13 protein-coding genes are annotated in these 18,511 nt (G+C 34.9%); 8 read left to right on the top strand and 5 right to left on the bottom strand.

What is annotated here, in order from left to right; translation table 11 throughout:
- Positions 1 to 104 precede the first annotated feature (104 nt).
- On the bottom strand, positions 105 to 728 hold the full coding sequence (locus H1R17_RS01455) for a hypothetical protein (protein ID WP_163431805.1): 624 nt from the start codon (positions 726 to 728) through the stop codon (positions 105 to 107).
- A gap of 203 nt (positions 729 to 931) precedes the next feature.
- On the opposite strand from H1R17_RS01455, the gene H1R17_RS01460 reads away from it, so the two are divergent.
- Positions 932 to 2,677 carry a helix-turn-helix domain-containing protein gene (locus tag H1R17_RS01460; RefSeq protein ID WP_163431804.1) on the top strand — a complete coding sequence of 582 codons (1,746 nt, stop codon included), beginning with the start codon at positions 932 to 934 and terminating at the stop codon, positions 2,675 to 2,677.
- 38 nt (positions 2,678 to 2,715) lie between these two features.
- On the opposite strand, the gene H1R17_RS01465 is transcribed toward H1R17_RS01460, so the two are convergent.
- The gene (locus H1R17_RS01465; protein WP_163431803.1) at positions 2,716 to 3,552 is read right to left on the bottom strand and encodes an RteC domain-containing protein; all 837 of its coding nucleotides are present in this window, start codon (positions 3,550 to 3,552) and stop codon (positions 2,716 to 2,718) included.
- Positions 3,553 to 3,756: 204 nt separating this feature from the next.
- Here H1R17_RS01465 and H1R17_RS01470 point away from each other — a divergent pair, with 204 nt between their 5' ends.
- From H1R17_RS01470 to H1R17_RS01485, 4 genes are all read left to right on the top strand, one after another.
- Entirely contained in the window at positions 3,757 to 4,134 is a 378-nt protein-coding gene (locus H1R17_RS01470) for a hypothetical protein (RefSeq protein WP_163431802.1), read from the top strand.
- A 2-nt stretch (positions 4,135 to 4,136) separates the two neighbouring features.
- Positions 4,137 to 5,042: an AraC family transcriptional regulator gene (locus tag H1R17_RS01475; RefSeq protein ID WP_163431801.1), complete on the top strand. Its 906-nt coding sequence runs from the start codon at positions 4,137 to 4,139 to the stop codon at positions 5,040 to 5,042.
- 79 nt (positions 5,043 to 5,121) lie between these two features.
- Positions 5,122 to 6,585 (top strand): DoxX family protein, encoded by a 1,464-nt coding sequence (locus H1R17_RS01480; RefSeq protein WP_163431800.1) that lies wholly within the window; start codon positions 5,122 to 5,124, stop codon positions 6,583 to 6,585.
- A 75-nt stretch (positions 6,586 to 6,660) separates the two neighbouring features.
- Positions 6,661 to 6,939: a DUF6520 family protein gene (locus tag H1R17_RS01485; protein WP_163431799.1), complete on the top strand. Its 279-nt coding sequence runs from the start codon at positions 6,661 to 6,663 to the stop codon at positions 6,937 to 6,939.
- A gap of 56 nt (positions 6,940 to 6,995) precedes the next feature.
- Here the strand turns inward: H1R17_RS01485 and H1R17_RS01490 are convergent, their stop codons facing one another.
- From H1R17_RS01490 to H1R17_RS01500, 3 genes are read right to left on the bottom strand one after another with little or no spacing between them, the layout of a single operon-like run.
- Positions 6,996 to 9,455 carry a S9 family peptidase gene (locus H1R17_RS01490; RefSeq protein ID WP_181729238.1) on the bottom strand — a complete coding sequence of 820 codons (2,460 nt, stop codon included), beginning with the start codon at positions 9,453 to 9,455 and terminating at the stop codon, positions 6,996 to 6,998.
- 13 nt (positions 9,456 to 9,468) lie between these two features.
- Entirely contained in the window at positions 9,469 to 10,842 is a 1,374-nt protein-coding gene (locus H1R17_RS01495) for a RagB/SusD family nutrient uptake outer membrane protein (RefSeq protein ID WP_163431797.1), read from the bottom strand.
- A 23-nt stretch (positions 10,843 to 10,865) separates the two neighbouring features.
- Positions 10,866 to 13,844 (bottom strand): SusC/RagA family TonB-linked outer membrane protein, encoded by a 2,979-nt coding sequence (locus H1R17_RS01500; RefSeq protein WP_163431796.1) that lies wholly within the window; start codon positions 13,842 to 13,844, stop codon positions 10,866 to 10,868.
- 2,192 nt (positions 13,845 to 16,036) lie between these two features.
- Here H1R17_RS01500 and H1R17_RS01505 point away from each other — a divergent pair.
- The 3 genes from H1R17_RS01505 (at position 16,037) to H1R17_RS01515 (ending at position 18,377) form a co-directional block, all read left to right on the top strand.
- Positions 16,037 to 16,453: a transcriptional regulator gene (locus tag H1R17_RS01505; RefSeq protein WP_163431795.1), complete on the top strand. Its 417-nt coding sequence runs from the start codon at positions 16,037 to 16,039 to the stop codon at positions 16,451 to 16,453.
- 237 nt (positions 16,454 to 16,690) lie between these two features.
- The gene (locus tag H1R17_RS01510; protein WP_163431794.1) at positions 16,691 to 17,512 is read left to right on the top strand and encodes a HipA family kinase; all 822 of its coding nucleotides are present in this window, start codon (positions 16,691 to 16,693) and stop codon (positions 17,510 to 17,512) included.
- A 1-nt stretch (position 17,513) separates the two neighbouring features.
- The gene (locus tag H1R17_RS01515; protein ID WP_163431793.1) at positions 17,514 to 18,377 is read left to right on the top strand and encodes a hypothetical protein; all 864 of its coding nucleotides are present in this window, start codon (positions 17,514 to 17,516) and stop codon (positions 18,375 to 18,377) included.
- Positions 18,378 to 18,511 lie beyond the last annotated feature (134 nt).

The following is an 18,511-nucleotide window of genomic DNA, read 5'->3' on the forward strand; positions in this document are numbered from 1 at the left end:
CAATATTATATTGTGTAAAACAAGTCTCTAAATTCAATAAGTGCAATAGTTAAAGATTCTGTTTGCATTACACTACACCTTTTAAGCATCTTATTTACAAACAATTACTCATTTACAATAAGTAGTGTCACATTAAATACAGCCTGTGCCTCATTCTCTTTAAATCCTAATGCTGTAGCAACAATCATTTTTTTGTCCCAGTCGTTATCTCCTCCGTTACCAGGTGGATTGTTGTCTATACAAGTAATAATAAAATGCAACAGCTTTTTTTCATGAGTTGTTAGTTCATTATCTGTTTCAACAAAACTTAGGATGGTATCAAAAGCAGTTTCTTTAGCAAGAATCAATTCAAAATAATTTGCAACCGAAGTGGAGATGCTTAGATTAGCGTACTCATCATCATAATTTTGGATAAAACGCTGCGCTTGAATAGCAGTTGTTAAATTATAATCTAAAGGTTTAATTTGTAAAAATGAGGTATTTTGTAAGGATATAGTGTCTAACAGAGTTATTGTTGCACTTAGTGTAGTAGGTGCATTATTCAAAGCTTGTTGTTGGTAACTAGAAACCAACTGAGAAACTAATTGATTTAACTCTAAAGAGGTTTTAGATTGCACATTAAATGTTGTATGATTTTCTTCTGAAACTATTTCATTACTTTCTGTACTATCATGAGAACATGAAACAGTTAAAAAAAACAAAATACTTACTAAGTAATAATTTTTCATGAGCAGTAGTTTAAAATGTTTTATTAAAGTTTTATTTGTAAGTATTTCAAAGCTATCATTTAACACAATAGCAGCCAAAAAGTAGTTGTGCAGATTGATCAATCTACAGTTAAAAAACAGCTAAACAACTGATTTTCAATTCTAATTTTTTTTTCGCTTTGTATCCTTAAAAATTGTAATTTGCAGAAGAATAATCTTTATATATGCCAAAACATTACTTTTTTTTATGCTTTTTTTTCTTGTTTTATGCAACAAACAGTCAATCTATTTCACAAAACAAAAAGGCATCTTTAACCTTTGAGCAACTTTCTGATTCCTTAGCTGTTATTAATAAAAAAGACAAGAAATATCCCTTTTTTCTACAATTGTATTTAAACAAAGCAAAAAAAGAACAGCATACTGAACATTTGTTTGAAGCCTATTATAAATATTCAGGTTATGAACCCTCTGCCCAAAAAGCCCACATATATACAGATAGTTTATTGCTTATAGCCAAAAAATTACCTCAAGCGTATTACATAAGAGCTCTGCAAGCTAAGGCTACTAATTATTACTATGAAAAAGATTATATAAATTCATTAAAATACGAACTACAAGCCTTAAATAAACTAAACAAAGAAACAGATTCCTACGCCTTTTACAAAAGTATTTATAGTATAGGATTGGTCTATTTTCACATACAAGAATATAACAAAGCTTATACCTATTTTAACCAAGCACGTGTATATTTTCAAAAAAGTACAGATTACAGTCATGTACAAGGCTACTTCAATTCGTTATATCGAGAAGCGTTTGCTTTGTATTATTTGAACAATTACTCTGAAAGCAAAAACCTCATAAAAAATGGTCTAAACAAAAAAAAATTATTAAAAGCTGATGATGCTTACAAGCTTTCTTATTTTAAATATGTATTGGCGCTAAACCTATACCGCGAAAAACAATATGCAGAAAGTATTACCCTTTTAGAGGATCAAATTGACTTGATTATTGCTAACAACGATTTTGCAAACCTAGCTACTCTTTATTATTATTTAGGTAAAAATTACCATGAGCTGAAAAATGAGGAACAAGCGGTATTTTACTTTAATCAAATCGATCGTATTTTTAAAGAACAACACTACAGTAATCCAGAAATTAAAGAAGCTTACACTTATTTAATTAAATACTATCAACAAAAAAACATACCTGCTAAAGAATTATTTTACACCAATCGTATGATTGAGATAATGCAATACCTACAAAGCGAATATAAATCACTTAGTGTTTCTTTGCATTATAATTTTGATGTAAGCAAGCTTTTATCTGAAAAAAAACGTTTAGAAAACGATTTAAATAGTAAAAACAAAGGCACTATGTACATGGGGGTTTTAGGAACAATAATCATTGTAATATTACTAATTTTTGCCACTTATAACTACCGAAAAAGAAAACAATATGTAAAAAATTATCATGATTTATTACAGCAGCGTAAAAGTAAAAACACCTCATTAAATGTTGCTGTACATAGTAAGATACCTAATGTTTTAGAAGTTGTAAATGATACAAACAAAAACAATAGTGCAAAAGAACTTAATGATAAAACCATTAACAAACTAGTACCCCTATTTGATGCTTTTGAAAAAAAACATGACTTCTTAAATAATGAAGTAAATCTAAATTATCTAGCATTACAATGGAATACCAATCGCACTTATCTATCTGAATTTATCAATGTTCATAAACAAAAAACATTTAATGATTATGTAAATAGTTTGCGAGTGTCGTATTTTTTAGATGAAGCAGAGCAAAATAAAAAGTGGTACAAATTAAAAGTCCAGGCCATCGCTGAAAAATTAGGCTTTTCTAGTGCCCGTAGTTTTTCAAATGCTTTTTTAAAAGAAACAGGCATGTCACCCTCTTTTTACATACAAAAAAAGAAAAATGAAACAGAGAATGATGTCCATTTGTAAAAGATCTGTTAAACAATACAATCCCATCTTACCTCGTTTCACTTCAACTCCTCTGCTATTTTTAATTTCAAGCCATTACTTAATTTATCTAAAAATTTAGTGGTATTTATTTTACGGTTCTTAACATCTACAAAATCTCTATAAATATTTTTCCCCATTTCACCTTCTAAAAAGCAATCAAAAAGCTTGGCTATTTGCTGTACACTTGCAGTGCCATTATTAAAAACACCTGCATAATACAAAGCATACAAAAGCTCTACCGCCTCTACTTTAGTAGCTGTCCATTTTAATTCTGTGGTTATAGGTATTGTTTCAATCTCTTTTACAAGCTCTGGTTTTCCCATTAAATAATCAGCACAACAATACTGCATTTTTTCATGTGCTAATAGTTTTGCTTTCAAATACCCATGTGAGCAGGATATTTTATGATCAAAATTAATGTAATAGTCTTGCTCTTGTAGGTTTTGCTCCTGTAATCTAGTAAAATAGTAAGCATCAAACATGGTTTGCTCTCCTTTAATATAACCATAAAAAAAACGTTCGGTTTTAAACAGTTTCTTTGTTTTTTGCAACTGTTTTTTTAAAAGATCTTTTTTATATAAGGTACAGTGACTGCTTTGTAAGTGTATTTTTTGCAACCATATCATAAAAATATATTCTTTTACTACCATTGGTTTTAACTCTTTAAAAAAAAGAATCTCTTCTTGAATGTTTTTAAATGAATAGGTACGTATGTAACTATGTATGGTGTGAAGCAAACACTCTAACTCTAACACTTTTGACTTGATAAAACAAAGCTGTTCTGGTGAAAAATAATCAAAAGCAACATCTAAGTTGGTTTGCTGTTCAATTAAATGGTGAATGGTATGTATCATATGTGGGGTAAAATAGTTGCACTACCATTAAAATCGTACCTTTTCACTACCTCCACTTCATGAATGATTTTAAAACTCAAAAATCAATAAAAAAATCGGCAAATAAACACTATATTAGAATTCTATTCTAAATAGCCATCTTTTAATACCAAATAGCAATGTATTAAGACGCATATTTATTTTCCTTTAACAAAACACAATCTTATGGTTCCTTATAAAAGCATGCAAAACACTTTTGCTAACTATGAACTCATACAAGGTATTGTTCATATTACTATTGTAAACCCTATGGTCATAACACTACATATTGCCAAAACAATTGTAGCCGATCGTTTAAAATTTCAAAATGAAAAACCTTTTCCTATTGTATTTTTTATACAAAATGTTACAGGTATTGAAAAAGAAGCCCATCATTTTCTCATCTACTCGGGCTATCATCATGTAAAAGCAGTAGCTTTTATCGCAAATCAACCTCAAATCAATTTCTTAACCAAGATACACTTACAAACCGATTTTCAACATCAAAATCATGCTGTCTTTCATAATATACAACAAGCACTCACCTTTTTAAATTCATTTTAACTATGGATACCAATGAACTTACCCATTTTACAAACCAACTTTGTAAAGTAATTACAGAATTAAACAAGGGCAATTTTTCTTACCGTATAAAAACCGACAATAATCCTGTTACAAACGGTATATATCAAGCTCTTAATATGTTTGCAGAAAACTTAGATAATAAAATACTCTTTTTTAATTTTCTACGTCCCAATTCTCTATATCAGTTTACGCACAGCTACCACTTTATCTTTCAATCTAATTTTACTTTAATTAATTACAGCAATAGCGTTCAAGAAGCATTTCCTAAAATACAAGTAGGTAATTCATTATTAAACGTTATCCCTTTAAAAGAACAGGACAAGTTTCATTCTAATTTTGAGCAATTGCAACAAACAAACAGCAATAAAATTGTTTTCTCTTTAGATATTCTTACAAATTCAAAAAATTACAACACGTACGCAACATTACATAAAACAGCAACAGACCAATACATTTTAAGCCTTGCTCGTACTATTATTCATCCAGAAATGCTTAGCGAATATGCCGAAACCCACACAAGCCTTGTTTCCATTTCCAAAGTACGCCCGCATGAATTAGAATGTATTGCACAGGTATACGATTACATCAACAGCAAAAAATTTCAACATATAAAAACCATAGAACAATTTAGCAGTTTATATGGCATCAACATCTCAGCTTTACAAAAGGGCTTTAAATTACTTTACCAAGATTCTATTTATCAATACTACTTAAAACAACGTTTAGAATATGCTAATGATCTTATTTTAAACTCTTCAACATCACTTAAAGAAATAGCATTTGACTCAGGTTTTACCAATTACTCTAATTTTTTCAAAAACTACACCAAATATTTTAATAGAAATCCTAATAAACTAAGAACCAACAAAAAAAGAAAACCCAAATAACTAGTTTTTAAATCTAAATAAACATCTAGTACCCGTATAATTTAGCAAAATTTGTATACTCTTTTTAAACATTCATCCCATGAAAAAAAGAATACAAACAGGCATCATAAGCTTTTTTATACTACTATTTGTATATGCTGCCATAAGCAAGCTGGTTGACTTTGAGAATTTTCAAGTGCAAGTAGCACAATCCCCTTTATTAAGTGCCTTTTCCACGCCTATTGCATACGGCGTAGTAGTTGGTGAATTAATCATTGCCCTATTGCTTTGTTTTCAGATAACCAAAGCGTTAGGGCTTTATTTGTTTTTAGGTTTCATGACCGCCTTTACTGTTTACATATATCTTATTTTACATTATAGTCCGTTTGTACCTTGTTCTTGCGGTGGTATTTTAGAGAAAATGGGGTGGTGGGAACATTTGTGGTTTAACATCATTACAACAATAGTTGCTGTTGCATTAATACTTCACAACCATACAACCAAACAAACCATATTGTACACAACTTTAGCAATAGCCATAAGTACTGCAATAGTTGTAATCCTTTTTATCAGTTCAGAACATATCATGAAAAAGGAAAATCCATTTACAAGAAGGTTCCTGCCGCATCCTGTAACCGACCCTAAGGGAATAACACTTCCTTTCAATTCCTATTACATTGCTGGTGCCACCGATGAACATATCTATCTGGGTAACCACACCGCACCGCTGCACGGATTGGAACTAAACACCAATGCGGTTATTACAGATACAGTATTATTACAAATGAACAATTTCCAAAACTATTCTTTTACCGTTGCAAAATGGAATAGTAACAATGACCTTTTGATACTGCAAGACACAAAGCAGAGATTAATTTATACAGGCAACCTGAAAGACCGAATCATCAAAAAGAAAATCGATGTGAACCCTAACAGTTATTCATCAGCAGTACCACTAACAATAGACAAAATTGCACTAAGGCTGTTCAACAGTAAAAAAAACAATGTAACATTGGGAATTTTAGATACCGAATCAGGTACAACAGTTATCACTAAAGGTCTATTAGATGAAGAAGGACAACCTCAGGATCTCTTTTCAAACGACGGGATACTGCTTTACAACAACCACCTGAACAAAATCATTTACGTGTATTACTATAAGAACAAGAACCTTGTTTTAAACCACGACCTTAGCAATCCTCAGATTCTCCAAACAATCGACACCATAAGCAGACCCAATTTTCACATAACCTATCTGGAGCAGAAAAAGCAATTAAAGATGTCTGAAAAACCTGTATTTGTAAACAAAGCTGCCACTACATCAGGTAACTACCTTTTCATTTTAAGCGAGCGCATGGGCAGAAACGAGCGTCGACAGATGTACAGCGAAGCGGACATTATTGATGTGTACGACCTCAGAGATCGTACCTATAGCTACAGCTTTTACATGCACCGCTTTAACAAAACCCCCATTACAGAACTATCTGCACATGGAGAATACCTCTTTGGAATCGGAGACAAAAGCTGTATCGTTACCAAATTCAGAAAATCAGTTTACGAATAAACATATTGCTGCGCAGCAGTCGGGGACAAGCCGAAACCCTGTAAAATAGTAGGCATCAAATAAATTTTTAATATTATGAAAAAAATTAAACAAAGCTTATTACCATTGGGAGTAATGGTTTTAGGCGCTGTAGCAGCTTTTGCTTCCCACAGTAGCAAAACAGCTGTTCTTGCGGATGAAGCAGGATATGTAACCCTTGACCTAACAAAACCATGCGAGATTCTAGTAGAATGTAGCAATACTGGAAGCATTGCTTGTACTGCGGAGGTTAACGGTGTTACACACAACGCTTATGGTAAATGGTCTATAAACGATGTAGATTGTGAAAAACCGCTGTTCCAGCGAATGAACTAATTTTAAGAAAGAGGCTCACGGGCCTCTTTCATCTTTAATTTAATAAAATAAAAAAACTATTTTAACTTCTCCTTATAAAAATCAAGAATCCGCTGGGTAAGATCTTTCTGATTTTCTGGTTTATCAATAGTATGGTATTCCCCTTTATACAGAAGAAGCACTGCTTCTTTTTTTTGCTTTTTCAATGCCAGATACATCTTTACACTGTGGTTCTTACTGACCCTGTAATCGGCGTCACCACTCCATAACAGCAACGCTGTTTCAATACGATCCACAAACATGATCGGATTCATTTTATTAAAATTCGGATTCTGGTACGGAGCAGCTGTTCTTAACTGCAGGTTCTCTACAGTTTCCATACCAAGACTTCCCTTATCCTTTTCACCATAATAAATATCGTACAGATCAGAAATTCCCGCACCGGCAACCACTGCCTTAAAGCGATTGGCCTGCCCGATAAGATACAGCACCTCATATCCACCAAACGAAAAACCGAACATTCCCAGACGTTCCGCATCCACTCCCGGTTCTAATTCAACAACACCGTCCAGAATACGGTTGGTATCCTCTAAAAGATACCTGCTCACCTCATTGTCCTTATAACGCATATCCACATTCAAGACAAAGAATCCATTCTGCGTAAGAAGAGTGCGGTTAAAACCATTCTGATTCAAGTAGGATGGCACCACAAAATCATTTATTTGTGAAGAAGTTTTTTCGTAATAATACACGACCATCGGATACTTTTTTCCCAGTTCGAACCCGGCAGGATAAAACAAAGCCGCTTTTGACGTTTTACCGTCTTCAAGAGGTACGGTAACTAGTCTGGCATCACCGAACGGTTTATCGAAATGGCTCTTGTTGGTATGGTACTTCCACCGTACACTGCCATCCTTCTGAACAATCATAAATTGCGGCGGTACATTGTGTCCCGATCTTTTCACAATCAGCTCCTTTCTGCTGATCCTTTTTACCCATCGGTACCTGTAGCGATCCAACGGAAAAAGCATCTTTAAACTGTTTAACCTTGTCATGGCAGCAATACCGTATCGTTCCGTTTCGGGATGGTGCACCTTAAACAGCAAATAATCTTCATCAGATATCGCAGGAAGCATGATAGAAAACGTACGCAGAAAATCCAAAGTAACGAGCGCATCTTCCGCATTGCGGTAGGTTAATTCCTCTTCCCTACCCTTCGTAAGTCTTTGTGAACCACTGCCGTCGAGATTGAACTTCCAAACATCGTAGCGGTCATACAAAAACACCGATGCATCAGCACCCCAACCTATTGCACCGTAATGGGAAGCCATATACAGGTAATTTTTATCGTGGTTTTCAAACCCATACGGAAGCTTGGTATTCAGACAAATCTTTTTACCCGTTTTCAAATTATAAGACCACCAGAAACCCGATTTATAATACAGTACATACGGTTTTTCCGGATGAACCAGTATGTGGTTGGAAAGAAGTTCCACATCTTTTTCAATAAGCAGCGACGTATCCCCTGCCAACAGCATCAGATCGGCATGCTCAATACTTCGGGTATCCCTTAAATCGTAGGAACGCGTATCAAAACCCAAAAACACACCAGGTACTGCCGTATTAAAAACCTGAGACAGTTCCGGATGGCACAAAATGGTTTCGGTATTCTTGTCATAATCCCACATCACCTGATGCAGACGTGTTGCTTCCTGTCGTTCCTCGAGCGAGTACCGTATTTCCACCATAGGGTTCTTAACCTTCACCTTCAACGAATCAGCTGTTTCAAAATACACCGCAGCCTTTTGCCCATCCAATATGAATTTCTGGCCGTTCCACTGATGTCCTAAAGGTCGAACGATCGTTTCCCAACCATCTTTTTCCGGTACCGCCACATACATTATATTTACTCCCGTCTTGGTTTTGGTTCCAAAAGCAAAAGTATCGCCCACTGGATCAAACACCAGTCCGAAAGGCTTATCGTCCAGCACCGTGACAAGCGTACTTTTAAAAGTACTGCCATCGATACGATACACTTCAAACCTGCCTTCGTTCTCTTGTGTATAAACAACCGCTCTTGCATTTTCTGCTGTAAACACTTCGTCAACCAAAGCCAACGCTACATTTGCCCCTTTTGCGTTTCGCAGATCATAGGTACCAATTGCGCTACCATCCCGCCAAAAAAGATAGTGCATGTTACCACTAAAAAAATACTGCTTTTTAAAAGGAAGCGTTTTCCAAGCATCCTGTTTCAGATTACCATACATCCAGCCGGAATTATTCTTCAGCAGCACCTCCCCTGTATCGGTACGCATATTATATGCGATATTGTCACCAAAACCTTTAAGCTTTCCCGTATGCGTATCTGAGATGAAAATACTGTCGCCCACATGATCCTTCTTAAAGGCAACCCACCGGCCATCGTCTGAAAGCCTTACCTGACGTAGATCGTACCATTTATCAGAATCAGCATCCGGCTGCTGCATCTGGTCTTGAGCAGCACCCGAAAAGCACAACGCAAGTACCAACAACAACATTACTATTTTTATACTAGTAACCTTCATTTTGCGGAAGCAGGTTAGGATTCAACAACAATTCAGACTGAGGCAGGGGCAACCTTGCAAAAAACGCCTGCCATTGCGGTTTTGCATCAACCAGTTCCGAAGCCAGCCTGCCCGTTCTTTTCAGATCAAAAAAGCGGTGACCAAACTCACAGAAAAATTCATGTCGGCGTTCCTGTAACAGCAACACTTCCCAATTATGCGGTAGCTCCGAAAACAATTCCAACCCATAACGTCCACGCAACATGTTCCAATCATCCAATGCTTGCTTATAGTTACCTAACTGTATGTTGGCTTCAATTCGTATATAATAAAGCTCCTCTAACCTGAATACCACCGAGTATTCCTTTGAAACCGACGTATTTTGACGTTCCCTATACTTGTTACTGTAATAAAAACCTTGTGCTGCCGCTGGTTTAGCAATCCATGATTCCCTGCGCTTATCTCGCGGATCAAAGGAAGAAACCAAAACAGAAGTAAGCGATATAGTTGGAGGCGGTACCGTAGCAAAGATATACGTTTGCGCCTCCAGCGTATTTACACCTTCCAACCCCGTTCGTAGCTGCCAAAGCGTACCGCTACTCTCTTTCAGAAACACCTTTGACAAATCAGACTCTAACTTGTAGCGCCCAGAAGCAATCAACTCATCGGCATAAAACAATGCTTGCTGCCATTGTTTGCTATACAAATGTATCCTTGCTAACAATGCCATAGCAGTAGCCGCATTCGGTCTATAATTGTTTATAGAAGGTACATCCTCCAAAAGCTCCAAAGCCTTTTGTGCATCGGTAACCAACAGCTTATGCATTTCAATCTCCGGTGTTTTTGAAACACTGCGGTTCACCGTATAATCGGTACCCGTTACATAAGGCACCGCACCCCAAAGCTGCGAAAGGTAAAAATGCACCAACGTACGTACAAAATACGCCTCGCCCAGCAGCCCCCTTTTATCAGCCGTAGCAATGCCTGTTGAAGAAGATACCCCTTCAATAATCCTGTTACACTGGTAGATTACCTGATAGGAACCATCCCATATGTTTTTAATTGCTAATTCGCTTTCTGTGAGCGTATTGGTATACAGCGACTGGTGGAAGGTATTTGTTACCAGCCAGTTCTGCAATTCATCCGTATACAACCCCATTGTTACGCCAAGTCCCGTATTATTTCCGTTGAGAAGCACCCGATCCCTGAGTCTTACATAATTTTCCGCCATAGCGGCCTCTGTCATCTTTTTATCGTTAAACACCTCCTCTGCCACTATCTGAGTACCAGGTTGGTCAAGGTCGATAAAATCTTCACATGAGTACAACAGGCAAAGCCCTATTAACACTATAATCTTATTATATTTAGCTGTTTTTTTCATCTTTAAAATATTTGCATTCACCTTTAATAATTTAGAACAAAACCAAACGACCACACCTTTAATGGGGGCACGGATGCATTGCTGAGGCTTTCAGGATCCAACCCCTTATACCTTGTCCAGGTAAGAACATTCTGCCCTGATACATAGACCGTTCCTTTGAGTTTCAAACCAAAAAGTTCTGGGATACTGTAAGACAGGTTGATATTCTTAAGCCTAATAAAGGAAGCATCTTCTAAAATGCCGTTACTCTGCGTAAACTGATTATAAGCCGTTGTTGCTTCATTTTTAAAACCAGCAGAAGGATTCTGTATCAGTTCGCTATCATAGTTCTGAGGCTGGTTGTGTGGCATTCCCGGCATTCCCCAGCCTGCCCTATAGCCTACCGCCTGCTGTTTCACTGCATGAAAGAATAAGGCAAGCGACCAATTCCTGTAAGAAAGATTTTGCCCGAAACCTGCACTAAATTCGGGCGTCAGGTCAATGATTCTCTTCTTATCATCAGCAGCGGTAATCTTGCCGTCTCCGTTAAAATCGGTAAATGTATACAGTCCCGTAACTGGATCAATACCAGCATATTCAAAAACGTACTGCATAGACACAGGATGTCCCACGGCATAGGTATTTTTATAAGTAGATCCCTCCAAATCTGGAAAAAACAAGAGCCTGTTCCTATTAAAAGAAATATTTCCGTTTAACGACCACTTCCAATCCACCACATCAACCAACTTCGCCCGAGCCTCAAACTCCCATCCAGAGTTGCGTACTGTAGCTGGAAGATTCGCCTGTATACTACCAAAACCCGTAGTACCAGGCAGCGGCACACCCACCAGCTGGTTAGACGATTCATTCTGATAATAGGCACCCAACAAGCTTACTTTATTATTAAACAACGAAAGCTCTAAAGCCACCTCTTTCTTCAGGTTGGTTTCCCAACTGAAATACGGATTGTACAAACGTTGAGGTGACAGACCACCTACATCGTACATACCGCCTGATATCCCGTAAGTATCCAGATACTGGTAGTCACCTATACGGTCGTTACCAGCGGTACCGTAGCTTGCACGAAGCTTACCAAAACTTAACCAGCTGCTGCCTTCAAGAAGTTTTTCCCTACTAAACAACCAAGCAGCACCTATTGCTCCAAAATTCCCCCAACGCCTATCCGAACCAAAACGACTTGAACCATCTCGTCGTCCAGTAAAATTTACAATGTATTTATCAAAAAATTGATAATTCAGCCGTGCAAACACCGCGTTATAATTGTACTGGTTCATCTGATTGTTGATCAGCTGTACTGATTTTGCAGCAGACAGGTTTGCCAACTGGCTGTTAGAAGTAAAGTTGGAGGCATACCATGTTTTCTGTGTACTTTCTTGATGAAGAAATGAAGTACCCACCAATACACTAAAAGTATGTAGGTTCATACGTTTATTGTAATGCAGCTGTGGTTCAATGTTCCATCCTTTTGCCTGTGCATTGTTAATATAAGAAGTAGAACGTGAACTGTCCAATCCCGCTGCTGGATTATTAATCGTATGCGGGCTAAGCTTAAACTCTTCCGTATTACTTTCGTTGAACCCCGCCTGCAGCTTAACCGTCAAATCCTTAGTTAACTTCCCTTCAATATCCCATGCGTTAAGCCATTGTGTACTTAAAGAGCTATAAGTTTGATTTTTCCAACGCAACGGATTATTCCACGTTCCGTTTTCCCAGTTCAAGCTTTCATCCAAATTATACAGTGCAGGAGCGTTCGGTGCCAAAGTTAATGCCTCCCGTGTAAGGTCGGTACCTGGCAGCAGGTTGTTACTTTGACCATGCACAAACTGCGTTTGTATTTTCCATTTATCATCAACCGTAATATGGCTGAACTGCCCCAATATATTTTTGCGCCTATTTCCGTAATCTCCTGGAAACACAGTACCATCGCGCGCCGTACTTACCTGCAACATAAAACTATTTCTTTTATCACCTCCTCGTATGCTTGCAGATACTTGCTGGCTTACCGCCTTACCACCTAACAACTCCTGCTGCCAGTCTGTATACCTATCTTGATTCCATGTTCCATTTATATCATAAGCGTTGGCAGGATATTCTGTAATACCATCATTTTTAAAAGCAGAACGCCGTAAATCAAGATATTTAGCTGTATTCAACAACTTCATAAATCTAGGCACCACTCCTACAGCCGTGTGGCTTTGTAAAGAAAATACTGTAGGCTGCTGCATGCCCTTTTTGGTGGTAATCAGCACCACACCATTTGCTCCACGCGAACCATAAATAGCCGTAGCATCAGCATCCTTTAACACTTCGATACTTTCAATATTGTCAGGATTTATCAGTTGCAGCGGATTATTCGTTGTATTAGCTAATATGGAAAAAGATAGCCCACTAAAACTTTGGCTTTCACTTAAATAAGGCACGCCATCAACGATATACAGGGGCGCGTTTCCCTCGGTTCGTAAACTGTTACGCCCCCTTATTTGTATATCGAAGCCACCGCCGGGGGTACCGCTGCTTTGCGTAATGTTCACCCCTGCCATACGGCCTTGCATTGCGGCCAGTGGGTTGGCAACTGGTTGTTGACCAATTTCTTTTGCCGTTATTTTTGAAATACTACCCGTACGTTCTTTGTCTTTTACCGTATAGTAACCTGCATTAATCACTACTTCATCTAGCACATCTTCGTCTTCTGTTAGGGTAACGTTGAGTACTTTGTTGGTAGCTTTTATCTTTTGGGTTACATACCCTAGGTATTCAAAAGTAACGGTGGTGTTTGGGGGTATTTCTAAGCTGTAGAAACCTTGCTCGTTGGTTTGGGTACCATCATTGGTTTCGGGTTGCCATACGGTTACCCCTTCTAACGGGGTACCGCTTACAGTTTTTACTACGCCACTAAGAACGGTGCGTTCTTGTGCGTATAGTTTGTTGTTGCTTAGTAACAGTAATACTAGTAGCACCCACATAAGGGGTACAACAAGTGCTGCAAAAGTAATTTTTTTCATACTTTTGTGGTGTTAGGGTTAATATTAATCTTACGTGTTGCTCTCTACTACCTAAGCGCCAACTTGTTGTAGTAGGGAGTTTTTTATTCTGCAAGGTTTTGAAAACCTTGTAGATTTATTTTTTCATTTTTTGTTTTAATTACTTCTTTAGGTTTACAAATAGATCTATTTCAGTTTTTCTCTTCTTTAATGCACTAAAGAAGCAAAGTGCCCGAGCACCACTGCTCGTGGTCGATTTGCATTTTCACAGCTAAATCAAATAAACTTGCTTTTTCCAAAAGCTTCAGACAGCATTTGATTTTACGCTGTGTTCAATGAATCAACGCTCACTCCGCTGTGAATGCTCGTTTGGAATTGTGCCAAATAAGCTATTCCATTTATCAATCAAAATAGAATTAAACTATTTATCAGAATAACAAAAACGACATTAGTTTTTCAGCGAGTGTCAAAAAGTTGAACTTTCCGTAAAAAGAAATACTGTCTGAGCTTGAAAAGCGAGTTTATTTCTTTTAGGAAAGGAAACTCATTTTGACCGTTGAAAAAATAGAGTCTTGATCTTTTGGTTCGTTTTGCATCAAGGCAAAATGAACAGAATAAATATCAAAACATAAATTCTCAATTACTTTTTCATTTCCAGTTCAGCTTTACAACTCTCTTATTTCCTATCTCATCATCAATCAAAACCAAATTAAACTATTCATCACAATTAAAAAAACGACATTAGTTTTTCAGCGAGTGTCAAAAAGTTGAACTTTCCGTAAAAAGAAATGCTGTTTGAGAACTTGTTCGAAATCAAAGATTCACGAACACTAAAACTAAATAACAACAGTGAGTAATTTATTTCTTTTAGGAAAGAAAACTCATTTTGACCGTTGAAAAAATAGAGTCTTGATCTTTTGGTTCGTTTTGCATCAAGGCAAAATGAACAGAATAATCATTATAACTATAATTTCCAATCATTAACTTTTTTCCTTTCATAACACCTAACGCGATATCGCATTCCTTTTTTGATTTCTATCATAAGCAGGTTTGTTTTGTACAATCCTGATTTCTTAAAAAAGAACATCTCGGTTTTTCTTCTTCTTTATAACTAAAGAAGCAAAGTTTCTTTTCTTTAATCTTGCCTCGGCCTGAAATCGGTTAAATTACGTTTCACAATCTACCGAATCGAATCGTAGCAAAGCTACCCGATTCGTTTACGCTTGTTGCAACGATTTAACGTTCGATTTGATGCCAATGGCGCTTTTAATTCTAGTCAACAAGCTATACCACCATCAATCAAAACCAAATTAAACTATTCATCACAATCTAAAACTGAGCATTCACAGCGGAGTGAGCGTCGATTTGATGAAAAAAGCGTAAAATCAAATGCTGTCTAAGCTTAGAAAGCGAGTTTATTTGATTTAGCTTTTAAATCGTTAATCGACCACGAGCAGTGGCGCTCAGGAGTTTTGTTTCTTTTGCGACCAAAAGAAATTGACCTAATCATACACTATCTCACCTCATCTAATCTTCTTTTACAATCTCAATATCTTCACTTATATACTCTAACTTCACACAAGCCGCGGCACACAACCTCCTTTCTGGGTAAACTAACTATAAATTAACAATAATTTTAAAACCTATTACCTGTTTTGCATTATGATTTTGAAATAGGTTATGTGCTTAGCTTGTACATTTAACTAATTCTCTTTTTCAATTTTCTTTTATGTTGAGGTTATTGTACGTTTAACTTCCTGTCATACAGAAATATCCTATAACATCTCATTTTTATTATAGCATAAAAATCAATTCTAAAATTCTGTTTTAACAATTAAACAAACACTAAAAGTATTAAAAACATTGGTACCTGTACACAGCACCATAACCGGCAAATAGTTGAGTAAAAAGCATAAAAAAGGCGTGAAACTCAACAAATCTGGTTCGCGGTACTGGTATACCTACACACAGATAAGTTAAGCTCACGCCTAGGTCGTGAACTAATCTACTTATCATCTCGTGTGTTTAAAAATTACCAGTTTCCGAACCGAGAATCAAAGCAATAGCTTAATATTTTCTATATAAAGTATTGCAAAATTACATTATTGTATTGTAATTCAATGAAACAAATATACACATTTTTTTAACAACTCCAAATAGGGAGTTGAAATAATTCTCATTTATAAGGTTATTGCATCAAACTTTATTTAAAATTGAGAAAAAAAATAATAATATCTGCCATTGACTTACATATAATTGATAAAATCCGAGAAATTAGGAGCTTATCAATACCATATGTTTCTCAGTCCACTCTTTCACTTGGAATCGGTTTTGCTCAAGGCTTTATAGGGCAAGTAGAAAGCTTTAGTGAAGATAGAATATATTCTTTACGTCAATTAAACCTAATCGCAAACTATTTTAATTTGGAACTAAAAGACTTTTTACCCGGAGAAAAAATAAATGACGATTTATTAGAGCTAGAAATTGAAATGATAAAAACTACTTCTACCAAAGTTCAAATTGACAAGTATGGCAATGTAATTAAAAATTACCGTATTATTAATGGAAGGATTCTGACTAGTGATGAGATTGACACTTTAAATAAAAGTAAAAGTAGAGCCAAATCATAATTAAATTGACAATTAGAGAACAACAATATTATATGTCTGTTTATCTTAAAGTAAATTTAAAAAAAAATGTATTTTATCAAAGTTTGCTAAACCATGAAGATATCTTAATTCTTAAAAAATAATTTTTACGGGAACATAATAATATTCTTTTTGAAGATTTAAATGAAGTTTCCACAACTAAACAATGAGTATTCAATTACGTATTATTTTGCCTATATTTAAAAACCACAAATTATTATGGAAGTTGTTAATGCAATACAAATTATTGATATTTTAGGAACAAACAGTATTCCGATTAGAATTTTAGCTGACGATACGGAAAGTTATTTTGCAAAAACAATATTCAAAACACATCCTCCTTTAGAAGATATTATAAATGAATTAATTGGAAATATCATTTACAGTAGTTGGGGCATTCAAGTACCTGAAATTAAGATCATAAAAATTGAAAACCAACTATTGCAAACTTTTATTTTAGAAAATAATATAAAATCAAAATATAGTCAATATAATATTGAAGAATTATTTGTTATAGGTGCTAAAGAAGTTGCAAATCAAACAGAGCTAGATTTGCATAATATGACCATCACCAACAAAAATGATTTCAATAAATTTTTAGACCCTTATAAATTTTTGGATATTGCCTTTTGTGATATTTGGTTAGCAAATAAAGACCGTCATATAAAAAATACCAACCTATTATTAATCGAAGAAGATCGCAAATTAGACTTTGTAGCAATAGACCATACACAACTTTTTGCGAATCAAAACAACTATAAACAACTACGAATACCTCTGATGGATAGTGATTTAACAAATATGTTAATTAGATCTGATTTCACTAAAAAGATTTGTAAATTTGCAGACAGTAATGTAATTTCGAATTACAACAATCGTATTATTAATAAGATTCATACAACGTTAAATATCTTACCTAATCTTTTAGAAGCTTTGCCTTCTGAAATTGGATTAAGTAGATCTGGAAAACAGAAAATTATTGAAATATTAGAAAATCAAGAAAGAATCACAAGAGTAGCAAATAAATTAAACAACTTTTAAGATGAAATCGTATTATAGTTTAATTAGGTATTTTAATAACTCCTTATCCAAGGAGAACATTGTTATTGGTTTAATTGCTATTTCTAATACACGTGTTTTTTATAAATTTTCAGATTTAAAAATTAAATTAATTTCTAAGCTTTCTGATAACAAAGATGATCTATTGAATTTTAATATAAAAAAAATAAAAGAAAGTTTAGATTTAAACGCAAACGATCAATTATTTATTGAAGAAAACACAAATGATTTGAAACAATATATCGATCGTCTTTCAATCTATAACAATGGTATAATCCAATTTGACAAACCTATAGAATTAAACATTGATATAGACAAATCATTCTTTAATAAATTTTATGATAAATATATTGGTGAGTTTAAATCTAATTTTAAAAATAGGAAAGTAGATTTAGTATTTACAAATCGTGTGCAAAATGATTTTAGTAAACCTTTATCGGATATTATTGACATCGATTATAAAATAGAAAAAAGTATTATTCCATCATTGTTCTTTGATTATAAATTGAATGGCATAGGTGTGAATGGTTCAATTTATAGTGTAAAATGTATTGATATCAATTCCAATAGAACATTAGATAATATTCAAAAAGACATTTCAGAGTTAGAAAGTTTAAATTTTAGATTAAATAAATTTTCTGAAGATAAAGTAGAAAATCCAAAAAATAACCAACATTTTCTTGTTATAGATGCATACAAAGGTTATAATGAAAAATATGCGGAGTTATATAGCACATTGATTAATCAGGATAATGAAATGTATAACGTAATTAATTCTAACAAATTAGAAGAAGTAACTGCTACAATATTAAAAGCAAATGCAACTAGATTTTCTGAATTGATTTAATTTTTCATATATTTAATTACTGGTAGAAAAAAAATATTGTAAAATCACAAGAAATAAGAATACTAAAACTCTCGGCTTTGTCGGGAGTTTTTTACATATAAAGAGCATGGCATTAAAAAATCAAGAATATTAGG

This window comes from Flavobacterium sp. xlx-214 (genome assembly GCF_013874595.1).
GTDB lineage: Bacteria > Bacteroidota > Bacteroidia > Flavobacteriales > Flavobacteriaceae > Flavobacterium.

Bases quoted from the DNA above. Each gene is read 5' to 3' on its own strand.
- H1R17_RS01485 (WP_163431799.1), top strand. From the start codon at position 6,661: ATGAAAAAAATTAAACAAAGCTTATTACCATTGGGAGTAATGGTTTTA.
- H1R17_RS01475 (WP_163431801.1), top strand. From the start codon at position 4,137: ATGGATACCAATGAACTTACCCATTTTACAAACCAACTTTGTAAAGTA.
- H1R17_RS01495 (WP_163431797.1), bottom strand. From the start codon at position 10,842: ATGAAAAAAACAGCTAAATATAATAAGATTATAGTGTTAATAGGGCTT.
- H1R17_RS01470 (WP_163431802.1), top strand. From the start codon at position 3,757: ATGGTTCCTTATAAAAGCATGCAAAACACTTTTGCTAACTATGAACTC.
- H1R17_RS01490 (WP_181729238.1), bottom strand. From the start codon at position 9,455: ATGTTGTTGTTGGTACTTGCGTTGTGCTTTTCGGGTGCTGCTCAAGAC.
- H1R17_RS01455 (WP_163431805.1), bottom strand. From the start codon at position 728: ATGAAAAATTATTACTTAGTAAGTATTTTGTTTTTTTTAACTGTTTCA.
- H1R17_RS01480 (WP_163431800.1), top strand. From the start codon at position 5,122: ATGAAAAAAAGAATACAAACAGGCATCATAAGCTTTTTTATACTACTA.
- H1R17_RS01510 (WP_163431794.1), top strand. From the start codon at position 16,691: ATGGAAGTTGTTAATGCAATACAAATTATTGATATTTTAGGAACAAAC.
- H1R17_RS01465 (WP_163431803.1), bottom strand. From the start codon at position 3,552: ATGATACATACCATTCACCATTTAATTGAACAGCAAACCAACTTAGAT.
- H1R17_RS01500 (WP_163431796.1), bottom strand. From the start codon at position 13,844: ATGAAAAAAATTACTTTTGCAGCACTTGTTGTACCCCTTATGTGGGTG.
- H1R17_RS01460 (WP_163431804.1), top strand. From the start codon at position 932: ATGCCAAAACATTACTTTTTTTTATGCTTTTTTTTCTTGTTTTATGCA.
- H1R17_RS01515 (WP_163431793.1), top strand. From the start codon at position 17,514: ATGAAATCGTATTATAGTTTAATTAGGTATTTTAATAACTCCTTATCC.